20 protein-coding genes and 4 pseudogenes are annotated in these 25,152 nt (G+C 61.8%); 10 read left to right on the top strand and 14 right to left on the bottom strand.

The genetic code is table 11. From position 1 onward, the window contains the following. Positions 1 to 912: 912 nt before the first annotated feature. Positions 913 to 1,371 (top strand): annotated as a pseudogene (locus AC1DF3_RS05995) (TniQ family protein); the annotation flags it as partial. A gap of 84 nt (positions 1,372 to 1,455) precedes the next feature. Then, entirely contained in the window at positions 1,456 to 1,848 is a 393-nt protein-coding gene (locus AC1DF3_RS05990) for a hypothetical protein (RefSeq protein ID WP_478139126.1), read from the top strand. A gap of 153 nt (positions 1,849 to 2,001) precedes the next feature. Here the strand turns inward: AC1DF3_RS05990 and AC1DF3_RS05985 are convergent. Next, a pseudogene (locus AC1DF3_RS05985) lies at positions 2,002 to 2,220 on the bottom strand (peptidase M20); the annotation flags it as partial. Positions 2,221 to 2,435: 215 nt separating this feature from the next. Here AC1DF3_RS05985 and AC1DF3_RS05980 point away from each other — a divergent pair. After that, complete coding sequence (locus tag AC1DF3_RS05980; RefSeq protein ID WP_478139112.1) at positions 2,436 to 2,615, top strand: hypothetical protein; 180 nt, start codon at positions 2,436 to 2,438, stop codon at positions 2,613 to 2,615. A gap of 225 nt (positions 2,616 to 2,840) precedes the next feature. On the opposite strand, the pseudogene AC1DF3_RS05975 reads toward AC1DF3_RS05980, so the two are convergent. Beyond that, a pseudogene (locus tag AC1DF3_RS05975) lies at positions 2,841 to 3,395 on the bottom strand (acetyl-CoA hydrolase/transferase C-terminal domain-containing protein); the annotation flags it as partial. Positions 3,396 to 3,598: 203 nt separating this feature from the next. On the opposite strand from AC1DF3_RS05975, the gene AC1DF3_RS05970 reads away from it, so the two are divergent. Beyond that, on the top strand, positions 3,599 to 4,360 hold the full coding sequence (locus AC1DF3_RS05970; RefSeq protein WP_478139111.1) for an H-NS histone family protein: 762 nt from the start codon (positions 3,599 to 3,601) through the stop codon (positions 4,358 to 4,360). A gap of 105 nt (positions 4,361 to 4,465) precedes the next feature. On the opposite strand, the gene AC1DF3_RS05965 is transcribed toward AC1DF3_RS05970, so the two are convergent. Together AC1DF3_RS05965 and AC1DF3_RS05960 are read right to left on the bottom strand one after the other, a co-directional pair. Then, positions 4,466 to 5,053 (bottom strand): hypothetical protein, encoded by a 588-nt coding sequence (locus tag AC1DF3_RS05965; RefSeq protein ID WP_478139110.1) that lies wholly within the window; start codon positions 5,051 to 5,053, stop codon positions 4,466 to 4,468. A gap of 4 nt (positions 5,054 to 5,057) precedes the next feature. Further along, positions 5,058 to 5,294 (bottom strand): hypothetical protein, encoded by a 237-nt coding sequence (locus AC1DF3_RS05960; RefSeq protein ID WP_478139109.1) that lies wholly within the window; start codon positions 5,292 to 5,294, stop codon positions 5,058 to 5,060. Between the two features lie 911 nt (positions 5,295 to 6,205). Between AC1DF3_RS05960 and AC1DF3_RS05955 the strand changes: the two genes are divergently transcribed. Further along, the gene (locus AC1DF3_RS05955; RefSeq protein ID WP_478139108.1) at positions 6,206 to 6,496 is read left to right on the top strand and encodes a helix-turn-helix domain-containing protein; all 291 of its coding nucleotides are present in this window, start codon (positions 6,206 to 6,208) and stop codon (positions 6,494 to 6,496) included. 337 nt (positions 6,497 to 6,833) lie between these two features. Here the strand turns inward: AC1DF3_RS05955 and AC1DF3_RS05950 are convergent, their stop codons facing one another. The 9 genes and pseudogenes from AC1DF3_RS05950 to AC1DF3_RS05910 form a co-directional block, all read right to left on the bottom strand. Next, a complete protein-coding gene (locus AC1DF3_RS05950) occupies positions 6,834 to 7,199 on the bottom strand; it encodes a hypothetical protein (protein ID WP_478139107.1) in 366 nt (121 codons plus the stop codon). A gap of 56 nt (positions 7,200 to 7,255) precedes the next feature. After that, the gene (locus AC1DF3_RS05945) at positions 7,256 to 8,035 is read right to left on the bottom strand and encodes a hypothetical protein (RefSeq protein ID WP_478139106.1); all 780 of its coding nucleotides are present in this window, start codon (positions 8,033 to 8,035) and stop codon (positions 7,256 to 7,258) included. Between the two features lie 205 nt (positions 8,036 to 8,240). Then, positions 8,241 to 8,747, bottom strand: coding sequence for a hypothetical protein (locus AC1DF3_RS05940; RefSeq protein ID WP_478139105.1), 507 nt, complete (start codon positions 8,745 to 8,747; stop codon positions 8,241 to 8,243). Positions 8,748 to 9,358: 611 nt separating this feature from the next. Then, positions 9,359 to 9,496, bottom strand: a complete 138-nt coding sequence (locus AC1DF3_RS05935; protein ID WP_478139124.1) for a hypothetical protein — start codon at positions 9,494 to 9,496, stop codon at positions 9,359 to 9,361. Positions 9,497 to 10,070: 574 nt separating this feature from the next. After that, on the bottom strand, positions 10,071 to 11,549 hold the full coding sequence (locus AC1DF3_RS05930) for a P-loop NTPase family protein (protein WP_478139104.1): 1,479 nt from the start codon (positions 11,547 to 11,549) through the stop codon (positions 10,071 to 10,073). A gap of 85 nt (positions 11,550 to 11,634) precedes the next feature. Next, positions 11,635 to 13,971 carry a hypothetical protein gene (locus AC1DF3_RS05925; protein ID WP_478139103.1) on the bottom strand — a complete coding sequence of 779 codons (2,337 nt, stop codon included), beginning with the start codon at positions 13,969 to 13,971 and terminating at the stop codon, positions 11,635 to 11,637. A gap of 62 nt (positions 13,972 to 14,033) precedes the next feature. Then, entirely contained in the window at positions 14,034 to 14,846 is an 813-nt protein-coding gene (locus tag AC1DF3_RS05920; protein WP_478139102.1) for a hypothetical protein, read from the bottom strand. A gap of 1,774 nt (positions 14,847 to 16,620) precedes the next feature. Further along, entirely contained in the window at positions 16,621 to 17,862 is a 1,242-nt protein-coding gene (locus AC1DF3_RS05915; RefSeq protein WP_478139125.1) for a hypothetical protein, read from the bottom strand. Between the two features lie 144 nt (positions 17,863 to 18,006). Then, positions 18,007 to 18,489 (bottom strand): annotated as a pseudogene (locus AC1DF3_RS05910) (hypothetical protein); the annotation flags it as partial. Between the two features lie 275 nt (positions 18,490 to 18,764). On the opposite strand from AC1DF3_RS05910, the gene AC1DF3_RS05905 reads away from it, so the two are divergent. Next, the gene (locus AC1DF3_RS05905; RefSeq protein WP_478139123.1) at positions 18,765 to 19,811 is read left to right on the top strand and encodes a Rieske 2Fe-2S domain-containing protein; all 1,047 of its coding nucleotides are present in this window, start codon (positions 18,765 to 18,767) and stop codon (positions 19,809 to 19,811) included. Here the strand turns inward: AC1DF3_RS05905 and AC1DF3_RS05900 are convergent. Then, positions 19,774 to 20,700, bottom strand: a complete 927-nt coding sequence (locus AC1DF3_RS05900; protein ID WP_478139101.1) for a LysR family transcriptional regulator — start codon at positions 20,698 to 20,700, stop codon at positions 19,774 to 19,776. The two genes, AC1DF3_RS05905 and AC1DF3_RS05900, sit on opposite strands and share 38 nt — an antisense overlap. Positions 20,701 to 20,787: 87 nt before the next feature. Between AC1DF3_RS05900 and AC1DF3_RS05895 the strand changes: the two genes are divergently transcribed. The 4 genes from AC1DF3_RS05895 to AC1DF3_RS05880 are packed head-to-tail and all read left to right on the top strand — an operon-like array spanning position 20,788 to position 25,146. After that, positions 20,788 to 21,816, top strand: a complete 1,029-nt coding sequence (locus AC1DF3_RS05895; protein ID WP_478139100.1) for an amidohydrolase family protein — start codon at positions 20,788 to 20,790, stop codon at positions 21,814 to 21,816. Continuing rightward, the gene (locus AC1DF3_RS05890) at positions 21,813 to 22,712 is read left to right on the top strand and encodes a VOC family protein (protein WP_478139099.1); all 900 of its coding nucleotides are present in this window, start codon (positions 21,813 to 21,815) and stop codon (positions 22,710 to 22,712) included. The genes AC1DF3_RS05895 and AC1DF3_RS05890 overlap by 4 nt, the downstream gene beginning before the upstream one ends. Positions 22,713 to 22,732: 20 nt before the next feature. Then, positions 22,733 to 23,596 (top strand): fumarylacetoacetate hydrolase family protein, encoded by an 864-nt coding sequence (locus AC1DF3_RS05885; protein ID WP_478139098.1) that lies wholly within the window; start codon positions 22,733 to 22,735, stop codon positions 23,594 to 23,596. Beyond that, the gene (locus AC1DF3_RS05880; RefSeq protein ID WP_478139097.1) at positions 23,593 to 25,146 is read left to right on the top strand and encodes a bifunctional 3-(3-hydroxy-phenyl)propionate/3-hydroxycinnamic acid hydroxylase; all 1,554 of its coding nucleotides are present in this window, start codon (positions 23,593 to 23,595) and stop codon (positions 25,144 to 25,146) included. Before AC1DF3_RS05885 ends, AC1DF3_RS05880 begins: the two co-directional genes overlap by 4 nt. Positions 25,147 to 25,152: the final 6 nt, after the last annotated feature.

The following is a 25,152-nucleotide window of genomic DNA, read 5'->3' as shown; positions in this document are numbered from 1 at the left end:
AATGATGTCCTCACCCGGCTGCCCACGCAGCTGAACAGCCGCATCGACGAACTGCTTCCGCACAACTGGCACCCCGCGCGCTGAGCACGTCGCCGCTACCGCGGCGATCCTCGTCCGCCCGTCAACTATGGGACGGCCAGCCGCTTACCGTAAATTTGGTGGGAATCCGGCCTAACTTTGAACGAACTCAGATGGATGGCGCGGCGGTCCAGGTCGGAACGCCTGGGCCCCCTCCCCTAAGACAAAGAAATTCCATGCCTCTTCGTCCCAGACCAAATTGACCCCGTGAGGATTCGGTCGGCTTCGTCGCGGGCCGGCAGCAGCGCCGACCACCTCAGAGATATCCAATGCGCACGCAAGGCACGATCTGCGGGGAGGCGCGACGCACTCGGATGGCCTTCATTGGGAGCTCGCAGCGGCCGCCCGCACCTGGCCAGAACATTCAGCTCGGATTCTTCCCCCCTCTTGAAGACGACTGAGGGGGACACCTTCGTCGAACGCTGGCGTTCTCCGCCGCATGAGGCTGTTCGACCATCCGGCGCCGCGCGCAACGCTCCCCCCGGCCTTTAGTCGAAAGTTCCCGTAACTCGTTTTTTGAGCAAATGAGGCCGCTTCCCTAGGGAAAAATCCCACAACCTTAGTAAACCAAAGGGCGGCGGCTTCCTACTTGCGCATATCTCCAACCACGGCGCAAAAGCTGCCATCCGCATTGCGATAGAACTGAAGCGTCTCCTGAAGGGCGAGGCCAGCGTGGCGCAAGCCGGCACGCTACGGGCCGTGCAGCCGAGTGGCCCTGCCATCTCCAGCCTTTAGGGCGTCCCAGGCGGTCAGATGCGCCTCCTCACGCCTTCCATTGACTTTCTATGCACCATTGTGTATGGTACATTTGCGCAGCGGCATGCTTGAGGTCCCTTGCTGACATTTCTTCCCTGGATCGAGGACGACGAAACCGCGTATAGCTTCTGCTCGACGACGCATCGACTCAGCGGAAGCGCCAAGGGTGAGACGACCTCACTGAAACTCTTCGGCATTCGTTGGGGTGCGTGGCGCCACGCCCAGCCTCATTCGCTGCTACGTCTACCGTTGGAGGAAACGCATACACAAGAGCGCGCTTTCCGATGGGCGGCGCGCCACACCGTCGCCGGCCTTTACATTCCATTCATGACGCCGTGCGCTAGACAGGTGGCGATGGCGGCCTGGTTCGCGCGCGGACCCACTCGGTCCCTTGACTATCGAATGCCAGGCTCCTTCTGGCCCCAATATCCTTTGAAATGGTGTCCCGAATGCGTCTCGGCTGACATAGGGCGCCTCGGCCGTCCCTACTGGCACGTTTCCCACCAGTTGCCGACGACGTGGGTATGCGTGCGACATCAACGTCCGCTGTTCTGGGTTCCAACCAGACAAAAGCGCTGGCTCCTGCCGACGGACGCGATGTGTCGCGTGAAACAAAGATCGATGGATGATGACTACGCGCAGCGAGGACGTTTACTTGCCATCCTCGGCCAGTTGGTCCTATCGTCCGAAGGAGCCGCTGTCGATCTTTCGCTTGTTCGATCAGCAGCGGCAGCCAGATTGCGTGCGCTGGGCTTTCCAAACAACGATTCAGGCGCCCGCGACACTTCATTAGCGCAGTGGTTTCGCACGACTGAAGTTTCGAAGTTCCTCAACGCGTGCCCAGCATGGCTATCACACCTCGGCCAAGGCACGTGGATTTCGCAATGCCTGGACCCGCGCAAGGGCCTGCATCCTGTACCCTTCCTGCTGCTATGGAGCTCGCTCGAGTGGACTTCGACCGAACGGGCTTGCGCGGCCCTAGAAAAAGCCGCTTGGGGGAATCGTCTCCGCTAGCCGCTCCAAGACGCCAGAGATCGGCACGACCGCTCACCAAGGGTGCCGGAACTCAGAGCCAGCGAGCAACGACGCGACTAGGCGCGCAACGACGTCGCCCGCCACGTCGTGCTCGAACTACCCCGAGGCCCTCGCTGCCCGCCGTGATCGCGGCTATGCCTGGGACGCGGCAAGCTTCGCCAGCCCCAAGGGCATCGCTGCGATGACCGATGCAACGGCCGCGGTCAACTTCTTCGCGTACGGTACATGAAGAAACTCATTCGGCCCGTGCGCGTTGCTTTTCGGTCCTTGCACCCCGCACATCATGATCTGTGCGTTAGGAAAGGCCTTGGCGATGATGCTCATCAACGGCAGGGTTCCGCCCTCCCCGATACCTCGACCTTCAACGTCCCGGTCGCCATCCCACGTAGCCAGCTGGTCAGCCACAGTTGATCGTAGGTGCCTGCACCCGAGTCCAGACAAGCGACCAGACCCACTTGACCGATTCTCGGACCGAACAGGTCCAGGTACGCCTCGATCCCGACCGAGCCAGCCGATGATGAGGCGTCCTACGGACTCAGTACAGCAAGATTGCCAGGTGCGGGGGTGTGAAGCTCACGGCGATCAGCGCGATACCCTCCGGTTGCGTCGAAGAAAAAAATGCGTGGTTCGGCATATCGCACGACATCGAGCCCGACGCACCGCCGCCCGAAGCAGAGTTCCTCGAAGTTCTGGCCCCGAAACCGGCGACGACGTCGATCTGCCAATCGAAAATCACTGCCGCTTGACGTTCGGTGAGACGCGCGCGACACCGAGGAATCTCACCCTGATGTTCATCGAGGATCCGAACCGCCTGAAAAGGACTGACGCGTGTCCCGCCCGCCCACCGAACATGCACGTTCGGCCCCGTTTCGGTCGTCGGCGATACGACGAGGGTGTGGAAAATGGCGCAACGCAGCAGACCGCGAATGAAGTCGGAGCGCGTCGTCCGACCGGTCTGCCTTGCGACTCCTCTACGTTCCCCCAGTTCGGCTACCTGAACCGTCCCTATAGGCTCGAAAGGCTGCGCCGCTATGGCGCAGCAAGGCGTAGGACTGACGTTCGAGGTCAGCACGATGCTCAGGGGCCGCGATGTCCAACATGCGCTGAACACGACGCGATAGCGGTTGACCGCGCAGGTCGGCCACACCGTATTCGGTCACGATAAGTCCGGCATCGCAGCGCGGCGTGCTGACAGGCCCTGATAGTTGCGCGACTATCCGAGTCGCCCCTTCGGCGGTGGCGGGCAGCGCGACAATGGGTAGCCCACCCCGGCTGCGCGCTGCGCCGCGCAGGAAATCCACTGCGCCGCCCACCGCACCGACGTAGATGTCGCCTGCCACTTCTGCATTGATCTGCCCAGTCATGTCGACCTCCACGGCCGAGTTTATCGCTACCAACTGATTGAGCTTCGCGAGTACTTCGGGATGATGCGTGTAGTCGCTGCCGCGCAGTGACAGCGCGGGGTTGCGATGCGCCCAGCGACGCAGGTGCTCGCCACCCATGGAAATGCCAGCGATGCCGACACCGTACATCGCTCTCGCGGTCCTCTAGTGCTTCCTCGTTCGTCATGAAAGCTTGAAGTGACGTCCTGCTTACTCGTGCGTAAAATCTACTCCGGCGCGTATTTGAATAGCCGACGTTCATTCATCGACTTGTCAACGACGCCTTTGTCGCGAACGTTCACGGCGCCAAGCGACGAATTCCTTCAACTTCAAAGGTTCCAGACTCAATGACGAAGTCCTACGCGCAAATTAAGTCTGCCATCGCCAAACTTGAAAAGGAAGCCGCTGTGCTCCGAGAAGCCGAAACGACAAAGGTGGTTGCGCAGATCAGAGAGTCGATCGCCACGTTTGGCCTGACCGTCGAGCACCTCTTTGGCCGCGGCGCCAAGGCTCTGAAGGCAGTCGCAGAAAAGGCCCTTGGCAGTGGCAAGGCAACGCGCAAGGGCGCAGGCATTCCCAAGTACCGCCACCCCAAGACGGGCAAAACGTGGACTGGGTTCGGCAAAGCTCCTGGGTGGATTGCCTCCGCGCGCAATCGTGATAAGTTCCTCATCGACCAATCTGGCGTCATCGCGACACCTTCGGTCGAGAAGGCCGACGCGCCTGTCGCTGCAGTGGCAAAAAAGGCTACCCGCAAGGCCCGCAGCATTGCAGCACCGGTGAAGAAGTCGATTCGCGCCAAGAAGGTTGCTTCCGCTTCCGTCGCAGCTCCCGAAGCGAAAGCAGAAAAGCCGGTTGCAAAGAAGGCTGCCCCGAAGAAGGGCGCTCCTTCGAATAAGGCCACGCCGGCAAAGAAGGCGGCTGCCGCCCCCAAGGCAGCCAAAGCTGCCAGGGCGCCAAAGGCTGCTGCGAAGGCCTCCAAGCAAGCCGTCGCCAAGACCGCGAAGTCGGAAGCCGCCGCCAAGACCCGCCGCGCGCGTGCGGCCACGAACGTTGCGACGCCTGAGTTGACCCCCACCCCGTCAGAGACGGCGGCATCCCAGAGCTAAATTCAAGCACGCGCGCACGAGTTCGTCCGTTGTTCCCCAGGAATTCGTGCCCCAGGCGCGCATCTACTTCCGGGTGCAGCACGCCGTCGAAGTCGAGGGACAGGATCACTTCGGCCCCCTTCCGTCGCGAGGCCAGGCCAGGTGCGAGCCCATGTCGACGTCGAGGGCCCGAGACGGCGCCGTGGCCGGCATTAGATGATGGCCGTGCACCACGAGCCGCGCGCCCAAGGCGAGAACCTCCGACGTCGAGGTGACCGTGACGCCATCGGGCAATGGAACCAGGAAGTTCTGCTTGCGTGCCATGCCGTCCTCGAACACAAGGATGGCGCCGAAGTCAGCATTCTCAAGCTCCCGCGCCAGGACCTCTGCGGCCGCTTGCTCACCGCGATCCTTCGTTTTGGCCAGGGGGTTCACCCCGCGAAGCACCTCGAACTCCTCGAACACTTCGGTGCTCGCGATCCGGACGCGAAGTTCGTTTGCGCGGATCCAGTCAGCCACCTCTCGTGCGCCCGGCTTGTCGAGGTCACGAATGACCTCAAACCGGACCATATCGGGAATGATCACCGGTAAGCCTGGGAGCAAAAGAGCATCGAGCGCGGCACCCGCGGCCAGGGTGATCAACGGACCGGAGCCCGTCACGATGAGCGCGAGAGGCTTCATTCGCCGCAGGACGGGTGGCGTGCTGTCGTCCATTCCATCAACTCCTGACCACGAAGACAGCGATCTCATCGCCACCGCCGTCCTTGGGCTGGCGGGAGGCCGCCGCAACCTGCGGGTGCGGCGTCGGCGCATCGAAGTCGCGATTCTTGAACCGGCGACGCCCCTCGTAGGCGGCCGCACCCAAGGCGCGCTCGCTGGCCACGCGGATCTGGCGCGGCGTCATCCACGCCAAGCGCCAGATCTGGGAGGTTCGTCGGACGTGCGAACGTCGCACGCACCTCCTCCGTCGGCACCATCCGTCGCTCGCACCCGCCAGCCGTTCCGCTTCCAACGCCTCGGCCACACGACGTGCCTCCTTCATCTCTGTCGGCAGCAGAAGTTCTATGAATCGGTAGGTCCCAGGCATTGGCTCGACACTGTGCCATGAGTAACCTTCCGGCGTCTCATCACCTGCGCTTGATCGGCTGCCACTCATGTCGAAGCGCCCTCCTCCCACTCAATCGATTCCCGCCAGAAGCCTTCCAGGCCCTCTTCGCCGTGCTGGTACCTTGGTCGGGCGATGGATGTTGATCGCGACGCGCGCCTTCCGCTCGACCCTATAGGCAAAGCTCGGCGAAGTGAATTTCCCTCGCAAGCGCACGCAGTGGAAGGCGCGCTTGTCTGCCTCGAGGAGTTCGTCAGTGTCTTCGCAGGGCTTCGCCGAGTGCGCCATCCACCCTCGGAAGAACATGTACGCGCGTCGCCGCTCCTCCCCTACGAGCGGGAAAATGTATGGGAAGCGGTCTGCAAGGGCCTTGGGCGTGTCGATCCTCACTGTTAGCTCCTTTTCACAACGCCACTCCTCGCGGGTCTCCCGCCGGACCATGGCGACGTCAACCCGTCTGCAGAGCATTCAGAAGCTCCGCACGCAGCGAAGCCCGCTCGACGGCAGGGCTCGGGGACAAACCGACTCATCTGGGGGCGCCCTGGACCAGAACCTTTAGGTGAGCTGCCAACCCAGGTTTGAAGGCCTCGAACTCCGGAGCGCTGACTACCAGCGCTCTCGAAGGTCGACGTCCACATGGCTGATCCGCAAGCGAAAAGTGGTGCTGCACCGCAACACCCGCATCAAAAAGTTTGCCCCAAATGTCGATTTGTATCATACAAGCGGGTGCATAAACAAGCGCAGGCGGCGAGATTCGTCGCATGCGGTCGAACCAAGATCCTGTGTTGCTGCAAGCGTTTGCAGCCGAACTCAAAGTTCGGCGGGCAGCGCTTGAGTTCAACCAGGACACGTTGGCGTTCGCAGCTTCGCTGAACAGGTCTTTCGTCGCAAAGCTAGAGGTCGGCACGACAAGCCCTTCCTTGACCTCCTTGTTCCGGATCGCCGAAGGCCTCGGCCTCGAGCCCGATGAGCTGGTTCGTTCCGTGGCAGAGCGCTACTACGCGGAAATGAAGACGGGCAAGCGAAAAGTAAAACTGAAGGCTCAGGTCTAGTTGCGCGGCCGACGCCTCGTCGATCTGCGTTCGCCCCCCCAGCGATATCTCCTTGCGGCGCTTGCCTGAGTGCCGTGACGCGGCGTGGTCCTTAAAGCGGACATCAAGTGCGTAAGCGAAGCAACATCTGGAAATTCTCCGCGTAAGTAGTCCGTTACGGAATTTGATCGCTGAAGTTCGCTCGCGAGTTTGCGGGACACGATTGGCGCCCGATTTCGCATCCCCTCCGAGGAGCTTGACCAAACGATACGCTGACGGGAGCCCACGCGGGGCCTCCCGCGGTGCGGAGTCTTCGAAACCGCTCACGTGGGGTTTGGCGACCGCTGGCGTCTCACGGTCAATGAAGCTGTCGCTGCGAAGCACCGGCGTCCGACGGCTCCGTGGGAAGATCCGCCTCGACCAGGTGCATGCGCCCATCCTGGAGCGCCCGGGCGACCGCCTCCTTCACCGCACGAGTGATCTCTCGCGCCGTCATATGGGCAAGTCCATGCGCAATCCTTGCTTCCGGCTCGACAAACCCTTTCACTCCAAGTTGCTCCATGGCGCCTTTGACAATCACGCGTGCCGCCTGTAATGCCTGTTCTCCGCTTGGGGCCGAGATCTGGAACTCGCGCAATCTTGAGCGCACAGACTCCGGAATCCTGCCCGGATCGTTAGAGGTCGCGACATAAATCGCCAGGCTCGCGTCAAAGGTGATGTCCATCGCTGCGTCACGTGCGTGTGCCGCTGTGAGGGGCTCGAGCAAGGAGTGCAAAGCGGTCAAAGGGTCGTATCGCCCTTCTCGTGGCGTCTTGTCCAACTCGTCCACGAGAACAACGGATTGGCGACACTACCCAAGACGATCTGGTCAAAGACGATCCCGAATGTGGCTGAACTCCAGTGGCGCTCGGTGCCGAGTAGGATGGCGGTCGTCTGCGCGTTCTCCATGGATTGCCGGCGGATCGGCGTCCCCAGGGCATCTGCGAGATCGTTGGCGTAGTGCGTCTTGCCCAGACCCGGCGCACCCCAGAGATGGATCGGAGGAATCGACAGCGGCTTGCGGCTACGTATGGAAAGCGCGACCTGGCCCGCCACGAAATCGGTCACCGCTCCGAAATGGGGGTGGGCATGTTGAAGGTACGAAAGTGACTGTGCCCAGCGGGAAGGCGCAAATCCCGGGTTTGCGACGGCGCGCAGGGCTCCCATGTTCCTCAACTTCTCCAAGACCTCGAGTTCACGCTTCTGATAGTCCTTGTCACGCATGGTCAGGATGCGGGCCGCTACGCGAACGAGTTCCTTGCCTTGCAGCACCGGATGCGTCCGACGACGATTGCGCCGTGCGACGCCGTACTCGAATGCCTCGATGATCGATGCGGAGTTTCTGGGATCCGCGAACGGTGTGGAAGACTGGACGGTCGCCGTCGGACGCAAAGGTGAAGAGCCCTCGGTGGCACGTGCACGGTCCTCCCTCGCACGGCGCTCCTCGTCGGCAGCAGCGTCGCGATTGCGCCTTTCCTCGCGCAATGAATTCCTCATCGGAATCGGCAAGAAGATCGCCACGGAACCGTCCGGTCCCTTGGGCTCAGTTCGGTATATCGCGTATCCGGATGGGCAAGAGCTATCGTCGTCCAACTCGCTTCCTTCGACGCAAGATTCGCTGATCGCCGAAACTCTGCCAGAGAGCTGACTCGGTCATAGTGGCATTGCTTGACGGGCCGCAGCACCGGATCATCGCGTTGCGAACGCCGCCTGCGGCCGACACAACTCAAGAGAACGCGCCTTCCTCCCACTCGATGGCCTCTCGCCACACGCCTTCCAGCCCCTCCTCGCCTCGGCAGTTAAGGGCTTCGGGGGTGTGAGCGGCGCATAGCGTCAGTTCGGTTCCAAAATGTGACGCGGGAACTGCGCGTCCGCCACAGACCATGCAAGCGGTACCAGCAACCCGCTCCGCCTCCATGACAATCCTGTCCACCTGGATGGTGACGTCACCGGCGATATCGTACGCGGCAAACATCATGGCTCGCCTCGTTTCTCTGTGCAGGTCGACCACGAAGTGTCGGGACTCACCGAGCACATAGAGAAAGAGCCCTGCCCCCCGATCGGATTCAAGTTTGACCCAGCGAAATCCGAGGTGATCCCCCGCGAGAAACTCATCGATTTGCTCGCAAGCGCGCATCAAGATCTGCGTCCAGCCGCGATAGAAGGTCAAGCCTATATGCTGACCTTCGAACATATATGGATAGCGCTCTTTCAACGCAAGGGCATCATTCATAAGTCCTGTTCCACGTCAGATCGCCACCGCTCCCCGGCAATCGAGGATCGCGAGTGCGGCAACACACTTTTGCTTCAACGCCGAGCAACAAGGCCGACTCCGCCGTTCGACCTAACCTACCCTATCCCCCCAAACGGCCAGGGCCGGACGGCCGCTCGAAGCCCAAGAACGGTTCTCCGTCTGTATCATACAAGAGAGTTACCCATGGTCAAGAGGCGAAGTACATCGACCGTGCCTAGTTTTTGACCCAGGGGCGCGCGAGGTCAAGAATGACCGCCCCTTTTTGCTTCCAGACTCATTTGTCACCACGCTTTCCTGCCGTCTTGCTTGAGGCGGCGCCCACCAGCTGAGCCTGCTTCCGACACGCCTGCGCAACAGGATCGCCGGGGGGGCATGTTCTCGCGGCGTCACTTTGATCGGCCAGTGCCTCGAAGCTCAAACGCATCGCGTCATCGTCAAAAGCTGTCGCTTCTGGCCTGTGCGCGGCCCAGCTATGCGATCGGACTGTGAACGGTTTCGAACCGAAGCGGCGCAAAGATCGCGGGGCCGGCGGCGTACGAGCTCTCACTCGCATGGTCGGGATTCGGCATGGGCCCGCGCTCGAGCACACCTCACTCGGCGAGGCGCCAATGAGGCAACCCCCGCACGACCGTGTGCACGACGAACGCGCAGATCACGCATTTGATCAGGTCGCCCGGGTTGAACGTCGCACGAGCGAGCGCGGCATGCGTGAAGGAGAATTTGGCGATCGATGCGAGGCCAGCGATGCCGAAGGTATAGACGACGCCGATACCCCGTTAATCAGAGCCAGGACGAGTGTGCCAGCCAGCAGCGCGCGGCCACGCAGGTGCGACAGGCGACGCATGACAAACCCACTGGCCGCCGCTCCGAACGACCATTCAACCAGGAAGCCGGCAGAAGGTGCGACGAACACTCCACGCTACTCCGTCCGCCGGCCAGCAGCGGTATCGCCAGAGCCACAGGAAGCAAGGACAGGGCTATCGCAAGGAGGCCGCGCTTTCTCGCCAAACAGGCAGTCCGCCATCAAGACTCCCAGCGTCTGCGAGGTGATCGGAACGCCGAAGGGCAGATCGACCCTTGGGATCATCTCAATCGCTCTGTCGCAGCGATCATGGACACGAAGAGTGCGACGTGCGCGATGCTGTGGGACGAAGCGGCCGAGAAGGCGCACTTTTCACAGTCGTCGCAGGATGCTAGCGCGAAAGGTATGGTCACGCCGTTGTTATCGCCCATAGGCTGCCGCCATCTCGCGAATCTCCGAATCGCCCTGAGCTTGCTGGGACTAACCGACAGCCTTCCGCATTACTTCTTGCCGCGCCCTTTCACCTGCGCCTTCTTCGCCGGAGCTGCGCTTCCCAGCAGGACCTTCATCCGACGCGCCTCCACAACCAACTCGGGATCCACTCCCAGCATTCGGACGTCGTCCTGAGGCAATTCGGCGAGAGCTTCCATCTGGTTTAGAAGGCGAGTTTTGGCCCGCGTCTGCTCCGAGTTGTAGCTGGCTAGCAGTTTCGAGACGACATCCTGCACCTTGCTCGCCTTCTTGGGCTGTTTGGGAAGCACCATAGGAATGTCGTCAAACTCACCGTTCGCAGCTTGCACACCTCGCGCCGTCTCAGCGATCTTTACGAGTTTTCGATAGCCTGGCGACTTTGCTGCCGTTTCCATGTCTTCGATCCTCAGTTCCAAGGGCGCTCCTCGCCTGAACATGACAGTCTGGCTCTCATGCATGAGAGCCTTCTGAAGACCTTTGAGTCCCCCAGACAGCTCATGCTCCCGTTTGCGCCAAAGATCAGTGTCCATGCAATGCGCATTCGCAAGGCAGAACCAATGCATCCTCATCACATAGTCGTCTTTCCACCATGGCTCGTTCGGCGAGTGCGCAGGCAAGAAATCGTGTACGCCGCCCACGGAGAAACGACGCACCACCTGTGAGAACAGCTCCAAGCTCACGAATGCGAGCGGGTTCCCGAGCAGAACGACTGAGATCCCAAGGTTCATCAAACCGAGATAGAACAATACGAACTCGACCTTGAGGGCGTTGTCTTCAAAGGTCTTCTGTTGCTTTTCGTCGATGACGAGCAGCGAGAGACGGTGCATCGAAAGGATGCGGCAGACAACAACAAGCAGGGTGTCAATGTTCGCCGTCTTCTGATGCTGCTCAAGATAGTCAGTACCTAGAACAGCGTCGACACCGAGTAGGACGCGCTTCAAGAGTGCTCCCCGGGTACCATTCGTCGGGAAGTCGACGTAGAGCCAGACGAGATGAAGGAGCTTTGTCCATCCGCACGCTTCCGACGGCCCATAGGTGACACACTGATTGGGACCGATTTTTCTCAGGACCCGCAGACACAGCGAAGTTTTTCCCGTCGCTGTAATCCCCTTCCAGATTGCGCCCGCTGCATCGGTCTCATGCAGGAGAGCGAGAGAATGAGCCATCATCTTTCTGAGGTCCGTGCTCAGGGCAACCGAATTTCGACGAATCTTCTCTGCCTGAGCCAGTGGGTTGCAGAGGACGAGCGAGCGGCGTAGCAGCAGCTGAAGGCCTTCAGCGGGCGCAAAAAGGTCACTTGAACACACGAAATGCATGGGGAGCAGGTTCAGCAGCGCTGCTCTTCGCGTCTCGGGAAGTTCCTGCCAATCAACGGCGTCTAACGGATACTCCGCGAGGTGCTTGGGGCATTCATCAAAAGGGATGTACGCCGCCGCGCTGAACTCCAGCAATGGGTTGGGTCCGGCAATGAGTTCCGGATGCGCAATGACATTCTGAGGCAGCTTCATCTTTAGCTCCTAGTTCTCGGGACAAAGGAAGGTCCGTGCTTGCACGAGCAACCACCGACCAGACGGAAAGAAACTCAAGGAGGGATCAGATCTGCGGCGATGCGGCTTGGCGTCGTGACGCCTGTTCGATACGGTTGAATTCACGCATCACGCGCTGAGCGGCATCGTCTTCGGGCGCAGGATGTTCACCGGTCACCGGTTCGTCCGCGGCGGCTTTGACCTGCGCCGCTTCGGCCGCTGCAAGCGCCTTGATCTCGTCGACGGTATTCGGCCTCAGGTTCCTGCGGATCTCGCTCTTGCTCGGCGGCTTTTTGCGGCCAGCAACTTCCTCGGCGCGCTCGGAGTTGGCGGCAATCGTCACAGCTTCTCGACGGAAAAGCACCACGACGTCGGCTTGATCGACCTCACCTTGGCGCTCCTTCCTCTGCAGGTCGAGTTCAAACGCGATGCCGCTCCAGTCTTCGAGCGTTCCCTTCTTCACCAAGGTCGTGTCCCGAATCGTGGTCGTGAGGGGTATAAGGCCGTCCGGGGTCGGCAACCACGCCTTTGAAAGGTCCTCCTGATCCGCCTTGATGCGCGTGAACACAACATGACCCGTTCGCTTGACCGCCGAGAGAATTCCTGACGCGATAAGCTCGGGGCTTGAGAAGCGCTGACGTGGAATGATTCTTTCCCGCTGGCCGACGGTGCTGATGATGTAGACGCCGTTCTTGCGAATGACAGCGGGGTAGTCCGGAAGCATGAACGCCCGCATCTCTTCAACGTTGCGCGGCAACTCGGCCGTCATGCCGCGATCACGCATCCACTTGAAGATGTTGAGCCGAGTCGGCCGGACTTCAGGGGACTCCTGCAGCATGTCTACGGGCGCCAAGTCGGCCACCTCTTCGTTGTTGTACTTGAGGATGTACAGGATCAGCTCTCTCATGTATTCGTAGTAGTTCCACAGGGCATGCTCGCGCGCCCGGACTTCGCGCCGCTTCTCTGCTGGATGCCCGTGGGCGTTCCCCGGAATCTTTTCATCGAACTCCTTGTGGTCTGTGTGGTTCTGACTTTCGACGCCGCCCTTGTCGCTTCCAGTTCTCGGGCGGGGATAGTCCATGCCGAAGCCGAACTGGTCTTCAGCCTCCGAGATCTTCTCCCCCTTCATCTCGCCATGGTCGGCGCGAATCATCCGATGGAGGATTGCGGGCCAGTCTTCCTCGGTGATGTCGTATCCGAATCGCTTGCAGAACGCGACCTTCGAACTAGCGGCATGAAGAATGCAGAGAAGCGCAGACGCTTGCGACTTCGGAATCCAGCCGCAGTACAGGCCTACGATCAAGCCGGTGCGGACGTCCTTGAGGATCATTCGGGTCATCGGCATCAGCACCTTCAGGCGGCTCAGATGCGAGGTGAGGTACGTGTCTGTGGAGGTGCTGTCGAACTCAGCCAGCTGGCCGACGCACGCGACGTGGTCGGTCACCGCGCCGCCTCGTGCCTCGACCTTCTGTGACCATAGCCTGGCACCGAGCAGAACCTCTGCAATGGAGAGATCGCCGTTGAGCTGCTTGCCCCAGGTCATGAACTGCCTGAAGCTCGGCCGCTCCGTGATCGGCCAGAGATGCGGAATGCGCTTTCCGTCTGGCGCTATCTCATGATCCGCATAAAAGACGCCGCAGGTGTAGAGGTACGCATCCCTTGCCCTGACGCTGTGAGATATCAAGCGATAACCCCAAGCCAGCCGCTGCTTGTCCCCGTCGTAGTCTGGATTGTTCGCCTTGAGGGGATCGACTCCCTTGTCGAGAGGGAACCCGCGGCTTTTGACCCTACCCTCCCGGTACAGATCCGTGCTTCGGCCAAGCTTGTTGTTCTGCAGTTTCGGCTGACCACGGTTGCCGCAACGGTCATGTCCTGAGAACAGGGCGTTCTTGGTACTGCCGCCCGCCAGAAAGAGGTGCAGGAGCGAGTAGACCTTTCTCTTCGACGTTTTGCACTCTCGGGCTCGCAGCCGGATCTTTTCCGCGAGCGACTCGTCATGAACGATCTCGCAGGTCGGGCGAAAGACGTTCTCGGTGCCCGGTTCGCACACCAACGGCTTGATGATCTCGTACCTTGCGTCACGTCTGCGTATCGCGCGTTCTACAAGGACCTTCGCGCGCGCGGTGTTGGCGGTGCCGCGTCGATCTGCATCGCTCAACGCTTTGGTCTTGATGTTCAGGATGTGAACGAGACGGGCCCGAACCTCCGTGGCGAGTTCGGACAGCCGTCGAGAGTAGAACCCTTTGACGTAGCTCTCCATGCGATTGGAATCTTCATGCTTGTCCCTGTCATTAGGGCTCGACTTACCCGCTTCCTTTTTGGGCAGTTTTTTTGGCAAATCGATTAACCAAACCTTGTCGTTCTGTCTATCCACATGCAAAACACGGGTCGATGCTGTCAGCATCGAAGCACCCGTTAAAGGTGCAAGAACATCTCTGTCAGCGAAAGGGATGCTAACTATTGCAGTCATATGTCGTTCCCATGCCATTCGGCCTTCAGCGCTTTTTTCAGCAGGTGGCCCCCCAAAATCAACGGCTGCCAGAGCTCGAGCTCTTGAGAGATGTCGTGATCGACGTCTTGAAACCAGATTGCCAAGCGCAACATGGCGTGTGACATTTCCTTGGAAAGCGAGCCGCGAGCTTCTTCAGCTACCAAATAGGCCGGGCACTGATAGGCCCTATTGAGGCAGTGATCGACTATTCGCAAATAGTCTGCTGAGATCCTGATATTTTGGAGACTATCACTTGTGAGCCGAGGCGCTAGTGCATCGAGATTACGGACCAAGGCCAAAGAAAGACTTTCCGCGTGCGATATACGCTGAGGAATATCAACGGCGATGCAATACCGCCGTGTTAGCTCCAGACGCTCCTTGGTTCGGCTAAGGGGATCCGGTTCATAGACGTATTTGAAGGGCTTTACTTCATGCGCTAGCAAATAGTACTTGCCGCTGGAATTCAGCCAAGTCGAGAGAATATCGAGCGTCGCCACATACGGCACTTTGGTGCTCGGGTAAAATCCGTGTTCGATCCCTGCCTCGATCGCTATCTCCCAAAGTCCTCTCACCTTGCTGGGATCAAGATAGCCAGGAAGACCGAAGGCAGGGTGCGCGTGTGGCCAGGGCCAAACAGGGTACTGATCTCGCGCTTCTACTGCCCCGAGCCACTTCAAAACGAGAATAAGATTTTTCTCTCCGCCGCTCCGGTAGTGGTGTTTGTGGCCTAGGTCGGGCGAAGGAAGATGTCCGATGTTCCCTTTTGGTGAATAGTCCTTCTTGGTCACCCGAAGCCATGGCAAGTAATCCTTAAAGTGGCCTTGCCCAAAGCCGGCCCTCATTAGCCGGTTGAGCTTTGTCCACGTCATCCGACCGCACTGTCCCGGCAGACGTTCGCGAGGAGGAACGTACCGCTCGATGCTGTAACCAGAGACGCGAGTCATTGGCCTCCCTTTGCCTTAGTCGGCGAGGAACTTAGACGTTTAGATCGCCTACGCTTTTTGGGAAGGCGAACCTACCACTGCCAACGGCCACGTCTGCGTCGCTCATGAAACAAAATGTACGGAGACCGAAGCTATTCGCCCGACGCGATGTCTCAATTGCCGCAGCGGCGCTCCATCGTTTTAATAGTTCGCGAAAAAGGATTGGCACAGAATGAAAAACCTGGATTTTCGTTCGAGGAATTGAGGGGCGATTGCAATTCCTCACGGTGGGTGCTTCGTTTGCATGCGTTGGAGATGCCCGTCTTCCGCTCGCCATCGAGTGGATCGCAAGATAAATAGGCACCGTACGTCACTCGGAGATGAGCAGAAGGCCTGAAGCCATCGGCTCTCTCGCGAGCGCTCAGACCACTGTGGTCCTCTACCTTAGTCGTACTACATCGCCACGACATCTGCGCGCGCTCACATGCCAAGGTTCATGCGGTGCACGCCCATGTGCGAGCGACCCATTTTGCGTCCACCACTCGTGCAGTTTCGGACCTCCTCAATGCCTGGTTGACGGGGATCGATCGAGTCGAACGCGATCTTGTGCCGTCGCAGTTACTTACAAATTCGCATGTCGCTTGGCCATCAAGCTCGAGACGAAAGTGAGAGTCTTGCTCTTTTATGCACCATGTTGTATGGTATGTGCCACGTGGCCGATCCACGTCGGAGGGTTCGATGAGCGGGGCGTCTCCATACATCGAGGACGACGAAACCATCTACAGCTTCTGTGCAATCGCGCACGCATGGAGCGGATCGATCCGCGCGGACTTCACTGCAATCCGGCTGACGGGAACTGCTACAGGTGCTCGTCACCATGACCTTCCCCTGTCTTTGCGTGACCTTCCGCTCGCGCAGGCGAGGCGCCAAGACAGCGCATTCCGTTGGGCCACCGCCCACACGATCGCAGCCTTCTACGTCCCGTTTATAAGCCGGACGCCGCGTCGACTAGCGGATGCGACATGGTTCACTGGAGGACCGAAGGCTCGCAGCCGGGATTCGAATCGACCACCCTTTGAATTGGTGCGCCGCAAGCGACGTCGGGCGCATCGGTCGTCCGTACTGGCGTGTCGCTCATCAATTTCCGACGACTTGGTTGTGTGTGTCGAACACGCGCGCCCTGCGATGGATACCTCGACGACGCTCATCCTGGCTGCTGGCGAAAACTCGGAAAGCATCGCTGAAGCAGGGAGGATTGAAGCTGAGTTCGTCCGTGTAGCGGTGCTTCTCGCAACGCTGTGCGAGGCCGTGCGCTCGGCGTCCGAAATCAACTGCGTGGGACTGGTGGAGGCTTCAGAGCACCGGCTAAGGACGCTCGGCCTTTTGGGAATCGCCTCGGATTTCCTACGCGAGCCCGCTGGAGGACTGGTTTTGCTCTACGGGAGTCTCTCGGTTCCTCCACGCGCGCCCGCCTGGACTACGAGCCATAGCCGATGGAGCTGGATTTCTCGCCATCTCCGCGGACTAGTCCGCACTCATCCAGTTCATTCCCTGTTGCTATGGTGCGCTATGGACTGGGCTTCGACTGAACGAGCAACCAGTGCATTCAGAGATGCGATGCAAAAGCGGCCCAACCCATTCAGTTCGATCTGCGGCGAGCCGGGAGAGCATGTGGCAGCAGCCTTTCCAGCAGACCCGGGTCATGTGCGCGTAGCCAGGCAACTGCCGAAGGGGCGGCGCGCTCTACTTCGCTGCGCAACAAGTGGGGGTTCAGATCAATTATCTTCTTGAGGTGCGTGACATACGCCTTTTTTCTGGTGCTGTTATCGGCATAGTGGCCGGATAACCGACGACGAGGCTCCTTGAATGCGACATCGTATCGATACCAACTTCTCGTACCAGGCGGCGAAGTACTTAAGGGCAATTGCTTTTCGAACCATGCTCGATCATGCTCTCGAAGCCATTTGGATGCCCCCTGCTCGCGTCTGCATACCGCTGCACGGGTGCAATCTGGGTGCAGGGACTTGAATTCAATAATTATTTTGCGCTTGGCGCTTCGCTCCTCAGCGAAAGACCGAAATCTCTGACGGGGATGACGAATGGGAAACTTGCAGGGGAGAACTTGATCAAGCCACTTTTTGTCGTTTTTGCAAAGCCAACCTACCAAAGTGCCAGCAATGACTCTACATTCTGCCCTCGTGATTGTTGGTTCATTTTCGATAATTTTCATCAGCGCCTCTCGTCGTATGGTTAGTGGGTCCGACTCGATAAATCCTGTGCGATCTCGCATTCCAAGTTTTGCCGCGCGCGCTCTGGCTATAAATATAGAAAGATCTTTTGGCAGCCCCTTAAAGAAGGTACATAACCGCGTGTACTTCACACCAAGTGACGCGCGAGAAACCGTCTGGAAGCTCTCCCCCTTAAGAAGTAAGGTGATGACTCCCGTCGGAATGTTGACGGCTAAGGCGACGCGGTAGAGTTCCTCTTGATCACCTTCTACAGCTTGGGGTTGCACACTCAACTCACAAAGAGAGTTGCCGAACGTGCATCGGACCGCATCAAAAATCAGGATGCGGAGACAGGGTCTACTTACGGTCATGAGGTCGATTTCCAATTCAAGTGCTTGCAGACCAAAGGAATAACCTCTGTTTTGGAAAATTTGATCAATTGACCCAACTTTCCAACGACTTCGAAGTGAATTATCAATAAGCTTTATAGCCGGATCTCGCCCACCGCTGGTCCGCACAAGACCTCTGATCAAATTATTCCAATTCACCGGACGGAAGATCTCCAGAGAAGATATGAGTAGCTCGTTGCTGATAATGCCGATTGAAATTTCAGGAGCCGGAATGTATTTTTGGGCCGCGTATGCCGGTAGCATCCCGCACGATCTACACGGTTGACCAGGAACCCGAAAATCCGCTCCCCGGTCGAATACTTCATTGCAGCCATTGCATCTCGAAATTAGAACCCTCTCGTGAAGATGGCAACACATCAAGAACGGCAATTGATGGAGTAACTTCCATTCCGGCAACCTGCCCTCAGAGATATCGGCAACGACACATTGAGGACAAAATCGAAGCTCATTCCAACATGTCAGTGGGCCGGCATACAGATAAAAATGGTTTGCTAGGCTAACTGGAGCCCCTCCCCCAAGGGCTAGTTCTTCGGCCCAGTTTTGCTCCTCAGCTTCGTTGAGAGTGCCACCGTAGACTCCAAAGAGCGTATGTCTCTTCAAGAGCTCGATGGGTTTGACGAGATCGCTGAAAAGCCTTCTGCTTATCTCGGCAGCGCCGATGCCAAAGAGGTTGAGCGGAGCACGAACGCGTGCGCCATAGATGTCTGCGACAGCTCTCTCTTTAGCGCATCCACTACTGACCTGGTAGGCGACTACCGCGGAGTACAGGCACGCGCCGGTGCCAAGGTAAGGCAGCCACGCAGCTTCGACTGGCGCGTCGGGTAGATCGACGGTATCTCGCCCTCGCCTCTGGGCAAACAACTTGTACATGGGACTTTACGCTGGCGCGAAGGGGGCGCAACGGTATCGCCGGAGCCACGACAACACAAGCCTACATTTCGACGGCGTTGTCTTTGCAATTTCTAATGGCCGCTTGGGCCTTTGCGCTAGGGGTCGTCGGTCCGTGTTTCCCAACTATCGGCAGGCATACGAAGGGATTACGGAAGCTCACTTCCCTATGAAAGGACCTTGCACCGCGTTCCGCTCTCTATTGGAGCTCACCAACACCCCCAAATTCATTCGAATCGCCTGGCCGAGCCTTTCTCATCAACGCGTGGTACGCGGCGGCATGGGCCGACGAACTCACCGACCAGATGCTTCCCCGCCGCCTGCTGGACATTCCCGTCGTGTTTTTCCGCACCTCGGACGGTCGGCCGAATGCACTGCACGACCGCTGTCCGCACCGGTTCGCGCCGCTGCACCTCGGCAAGCGGGTCGACGACCGGATCGAGTGCGCCTATCACGGCCTGCGCTTCGACTGCAGCGGCGCTTGCGTGCACAACCCGCATGGCAACGGCATGATCCCGAAGCGCGCCGTGGTGCGCAGCTTCCCGGTGGTGGAGCGCTACCACCTGATCTGGGTCTGGATGGGCGACGCCGAGCGGGCGGATCCGTCGGCCATCCCCGAATTCGAGTTCCTGACCGATCCCGACTTCCAGAACGTCAAGGGCTACACGCTGGCCGAAGGCCACTACGAACTGATGACCGACAACATCATGGACCTCGGCCACATCGAGTTCCTGCATCCGGGACTGCTCGGCAGCGAGGCGGTCCGGCGCGCGCAGTCGGGCGTGGTCCAGGAAGGCCACACCGTGCTCTCGAAGCGCCGCACCAGCCATGAGATTCTTCCGCCCTTCCTGCAGCGCTGGTACGAAGCCGGGGATCGCTTCGTCGAGCGCTGGCTCGACGTGCGCTGGGACCCGCCCGCCCTGATGAAGCTGAGCGTGGGCGTGCTGCCGGAGGGCGAGCCCGCGCAGAGCGCGAACGAAAGCCAGGGCTGCCATCTGATGACGCCGGCCTCGGCCACCGCGACCCACTATTTCTGGGCCCAGGGGCGCAACTGGGGGGCCCGCGATCCCGAGATGGACAGCGGGCGCCTGGCCTCCCTGCGCAAGGCCTTCGACACGCAGGACAAGCCGATGATCGAGGCGGTCCACCAGAACATGGGCGGCCTCGCGCTGGACGAATTGAACCCTGTCATGCTGTCCGTCGACGCCGGGCCGGTGCGCGCCCGACGCGTGCTGGCGCAACTGATCGCGGCGGAGCAGACGGCCCTCAGCCCGGCATCTGCGCCCCGGCCTCCCGGCGATTGACGTCATAGAACAGCCCCCGCAGCCAGCGGTTGGCGGGATCGTTCTGCATGCGCCGGTGCCAGTACTGCTGCAGTTGCAGCTGCGGCGGCCGGAACGGCAGCGCGATCTCCTTGATCGCGACATGCCGGCCGACCACGGTGGCGATGTCCTGCGGCACCGTGGCGATCAGGTCGCTGCCTGGCAGCAGCACCACCAGGCTCATGAAATGCGACAGCTCCAGCGTGACATGGCGCTGCCAGCCCTTGTCGTCGAGGAAGCGGTCCAGCAGATGTTCCCGGCCATCGGGCCGCACGACGATGTGGCGCGCCGACAGGTACTGCTTCAGCGTCATGCGCGACCCCGCTGCCGTGTGGCGGGAACAGGCGATGCAGGTGTAGGTGCTTATGAAGAGCGCCTGCTGGAAATAGCCGGCGCGCTGCAGGTCCGGAAAAAAGCCGACGGCGAGCTCGGCCTCGCCCTGCTCCAGCGCGTCCGCCGCCGCCGCGCGCGGCCTCGACACCGCATGCAGCCGCACATGCGGCGCCTCTTCGCGCAGCCGCCTGAGCACGCCCGGCAGGAAGGCGACCTCGCCGATGTCGGGCGTGAGGATCGTGAAGCTGCGCTCCGCGCGCGCCGGATCGAAGGCTGATTGCTGGAGGATCTCGGACTGGATCGTCTGCACCACCCGATGCACCACCGGCGCCAGTTCGAGCGCGCGCGGCGTCGGTTCCATCTGCGAGGCCGTGCGCACGAACAGCTGGTCGTCGAACACCGCGCGCAGCCGCGCCAGCGCCCCGCTGGTGGCCGACTGGCTCAGCGCCAGGGCCTCCGCCGCCTTGTTGACGCTGCGCAGGCGCGCCATCGTGTCGAACAGGACCAGCAGGTTGAGATCGACCGAACGAATATCCATGAAACCGATTTTATCTATCGGCCAAATCGTCTGTACATGGGCTGGTCGACTTCCTACGATCGCGGCCGGAGACACACATTGAGCACGTTGAAACACCCATCCGGCTGCGCCTGCGGCATCGACACGCACGCGCACGTGGTGCCGGAGAACTTCCCGGCCTACGTCGGCAGCCGCCTGCCGGCCGACTGGCCGTCGATGGCCGCGGCCCAGCCCTGCCACCGCAGCGTCATGATCTCGGGCAAGGTGTACCGCACCGTCTCCGACAAATGCTGGGACACGGGCAAGCGGCTGCAGGACCTGCCGGGCATGGGGCTGGCCCTGCAGGTGGTCTCGCCGATGCCGGAGCTGCTCTCCTACTGGATGGAGGCCGAGCCCGCGCAGCAGCTGCTGCGCTTCCTGAACGAGCAGATCGCCGGCATGGTGGCCGAAAGCGGCGGCGCACTCGCAGGCCTGGGCGCCGTGCCGCTGCAGGACATGGACCTTGCCATCCGGGAACTCGAGCATGTGATCCAGGTGCTCGGCTTCCCCGGCGTCGAGATCGGCAGCAACATCAATGGCGTGGCGATCGGCGCGCCGGCCTTCGACCCCTTCTTCGAGGCCTGCGAACGGCTCGGCGCCGCGGTGTTCGTGCATGCGATCCGGCCCGCGGGCATGGACCGGCTGGTGGGGCCGCCAGCGCTGCAGCAGGTGCTGGCCTACCCCGGCGACGTCGGCCTCGCCGCCGCTTCGGCCATCACCAGCAACCTGCTCGTGCGGCGGCCGAAGCTGCGGATCGCCTTCAGCCACGGCGGCGGCACGCTGGCCTCGCTGCTGCCGCGCCTGCAGCAGGGCGCGGGCGTGTTCCCCGCCCTGCAGGACACCCTGCTGCAATCGCCGGTGGAACAGGCGCGCCGCTTCTTCTACGACACGCTGGTGTTCGACACCCCGACCCTGCGCCACCTGGTCGGCAGCTTCGGCGGCAGCCAGCTGATGCTGGGCACCGACTACCCCTTCAACTTCCACGACCGCACGCCGGTGGAGCGGGTCGAGGCCGCGGGCTTCGATGCCGACACCGCGGCCGCGCTGGTCCACCGCAACGCCGAGCGCTTCCTCGGCCTTTCGAAAGGCATCGCATGAGTTCACCCTGGATCGAGGGGCTGCGCAGCGTGGCACTCGAAGTGCCCGACCTGGCGCAGGCCGAGAGCTTCTACACCGAGACCTGGCGGCTGGAGGTCGCTGCACGCGGCAACGGCGCGCTCTGTCTGCGGGGCAGCGGCAGCGATGCCTTCCTGCTCGCGCTGCACCAGGGCGGCGGCGTGCCGCGGATCCGCCATGTCACGCTGCGCGCGCGCAGCGCCGAGGCGCTGGCTGCCGTGGCCGCGCAGGTCGAGCCGAGCGGCGGACGGATCCTCAGCCCGGTCCAGCCGCTGGACGAAGAAGCGGGCGGCACCGGCTTCAGCTTCCGCGACCCGCACGGCCGCATCTTCCAGGTGGTGCACGGCGATGCCCGCCGCGAGCCGTCGGCGTCGACGCGCGACCGGCCGCTGCGGCTGACCCACGTCGTGCTCAACAGCCACGCCGTCGACGAGACGCAGGCTTTCCTGTCGAAGGTGCTCGGCTTCACCTTGGCCGACCGCACCGTGGCGATTGCCTTCATGAACTGCAACAGCGACCACCACACGCTGGCCGTCGGCGTCTCGGACAACGACGCGCTCAACCACATCGCCTTCCTGATGCCCGACGGCGATGCCGTGATGCGCGGCGGCGGCCGGATGAAGGATGCAGGCTTCCCGATCCAGTGGGGGCCGGGGCGCCATGGTCCCGGCAACAACCTCTTCAACTACTTCATCGATCCCTTCGGCGTCGTCATCGAATACACGGCCGAGGTCGAGCAGGTCGACGAGCGCTACCGGCCTCGCGGCCCCGAGGACTGGAAGTGGCCGCCCGGCCGCGTCGACCAGTGGGGCATCTCGCCACCGCCCGGCCCCACCCTCAAGGAGGCGCAGCGGCGCGTCCTGTTCGTTCCCTCCTGATTCCCCTGAAAGAGAAAGCCATGAACTTCACCACCTACCTGCGCAACGGCGCGCCTCGCCTGGCCGTGGTCGACAACGACCAGCTGATCGACCTGAACGATGCCCAGCCGCAGGTGCCCGACGATCTTCGCCGCGCACTCCAGGCCGGCGTCGACCTGAACGAGGCGGCACGGCAGGCGCTGGCCCATGGCGCCCGCCAGCCGCTCGCCGCCGCGGCCCTCGCACCGCTGGTGCCCGAGCCGGGCAAGATCGTCTGTCTCGGCCTCAACTACTACGACCATGCCAAGGAAGGCGGGCGCGAGAAGCCCGACTACCCCTGGTTCTTCTTCCGCGGCGCCTCCTCGCTGATCGCCCACGGCGAGGCCGGCGTCGTGCCCTCGGTGTCCTCGAAGTTCGACTACGAGGCCGAGCTGGCGGTGGTGATCGGCCGCCGCGTGCCGCGCCACACCCAGGAGGCCGACGCGCTGCAATACGTCTTCGGCTACAGCTGCTTCAACGACATGAGCGTGCGCGACTACCAGAAGCGCACACCGCAATGGACCATCGGCAAGAACTTCGACGGCACCGGCGGTTTCGGGCCGCTGCTGGTGAGCGCCGACGCGCTGCCGCCCGGCGCGGTCGGCCTCAAGATCCAGGGCCGCCTCAACGGCGAGGTGATGCAGGACGCGAACACCAGCGACATGATCTTCAGCGTCGCCGAGACCATTGCCCTGCTGGCCGACGTGCTGACCCTGGAGCCCGGCGACGTGATCGTCATGGGCACGCCGGCCGGCGTCGGCCAGGCGCGCACGCCGCCGGTGTGGATGAAGGCCGGCGACCGCTACGAGGTCGAGATCGAGCGCGTCGGCGTGCTGTCGAACCCGATCGTGAACGAAGCGCGATGAGCGAACTTGTCTACGACGTCGCGATCGTCGGCTACGGTCCGGCGGGCCAGGTCGCAGCCGGGCTGCTGGGGCAGAAGGGCCTGCGGGTCCATGTCTGCGAGCGGCTGCAGGACGTCTACCAGATCCCGCGCGCGATCGCCCTCGACCACGAGATCATGCGGGTGTTCCAGCAGCTCGGCGTGGCGGAAGCGGTGCAGCCCTATTGCGAGCCCTTCACCAACTCCGAATACTTCGGCGTCGACGGCCAGCTGATCCGCCGCATGACCATGGTCGCGCCGCCCTACCCGCAGGGCTACACGCCCTCGATGGTCTTCACGCAGCCGGCGGTCGAGCGCGTGCTGCGCGCTCGGGTCGCCGAGCTGCCCAACGTGACGGTGGAGCTCGGCGCGACGCTGCAAGGCATCGAGCAGGACGCGAACGGCGTGTCGCTCGCCATCGACACCGCGAACGGCGAACGCAAGGCGGTGCGCGCCCGGTATGCGATCGCCTGCGACGGCGGCTCAAGCACGGTGCGCACGCAACTCGACATGCCGCTGGAGGACCTCGACTTCGACGAGCCCTGGCTGGTGGTCGACGTGCTGGTCAACGACCAGGGCCTCGCCAAGCTGCCGCCGGTGAGCGTGCAGTACTGCGAGCCGGAGCGTCCGTGCACCCTGGTGATCGGGCCGAAGAACCATCGCCGCTGGGAGATCGCGCTGAAGCCGGGCGAAGATCCCGGCGCGGTCGCGACCGACGCCGAGACCTGGAAGCTGCTCTCGCGCTGGCTCACGCCCGCGGACGGAACGCTGTGGCGCCAGGCCAGCTATCGCTTCCACGCGCTGGTGGCCGCCCAGTGGCGCAAGGGCCGCGTGTTCCTGGCCGGCGATGCCGCGCACATGCAGCCGCCCTTCCTCGGGCAGGGCATGTGCCAGGGCATCCGCGACGCGGCCAACCTGAGCTGGAAGCTCGCGGCGGTGCTGCAGGGCGAGGTCGGCGGCACGGCCGCCGAAGCCCTGCTGGACAGCTACGGCACCGAGCGCAAGGCGCATGTGCGCGAGCTGACGAGCCGCATCAAGGGCGTCGGCGCGGTGATCTGCGAACGCGACCCGGACAAGGCCCGGGCGCGCGATGCGCAGCTGCTGGCGGATTGCGCCGGGGTGGTCAGGGACACGCCGCGCCAGGACATCCTGCCCCGGCTCGAACACGGCCTGCTGTCCGGGCGCGAGAGCGCGGCACGCGGCGGCCTGTTTCCTCAGCCCTGGCTGCAGCAGGGCGGGAAGAGAAGCCGCATGGACGAGGTCGCCGGCCACGGCTGGCGGCTGGTGCTCTCCGCCGACGCTGCAGCGGACGCGGAAGTCGGCGCATGGAGCGGGCTCGCGCGGGTCTCGCTGCAGGCCCTGGCGGAAACCGAAGGCGTCGCCGCCGACTGGTTCCAGCGCCATGCCTGCGTGGCGGCACTGGTGCGGCCCGACAACTACGTCTATGGCGTCGCAGCCACGGCGCAAGACACCACGGCGCTGCTCGAAGAGGCGGCCATCGCCCTCGGCGTCACGGCGGCCTGCGAGGCCTGAACCCAA

This window comes from Variovorax sp. 10N432 (genome assembly GCF_056394465.1).
This window is presented reverse-complemented; position numbering and strand designations above follow the sequence as displayed.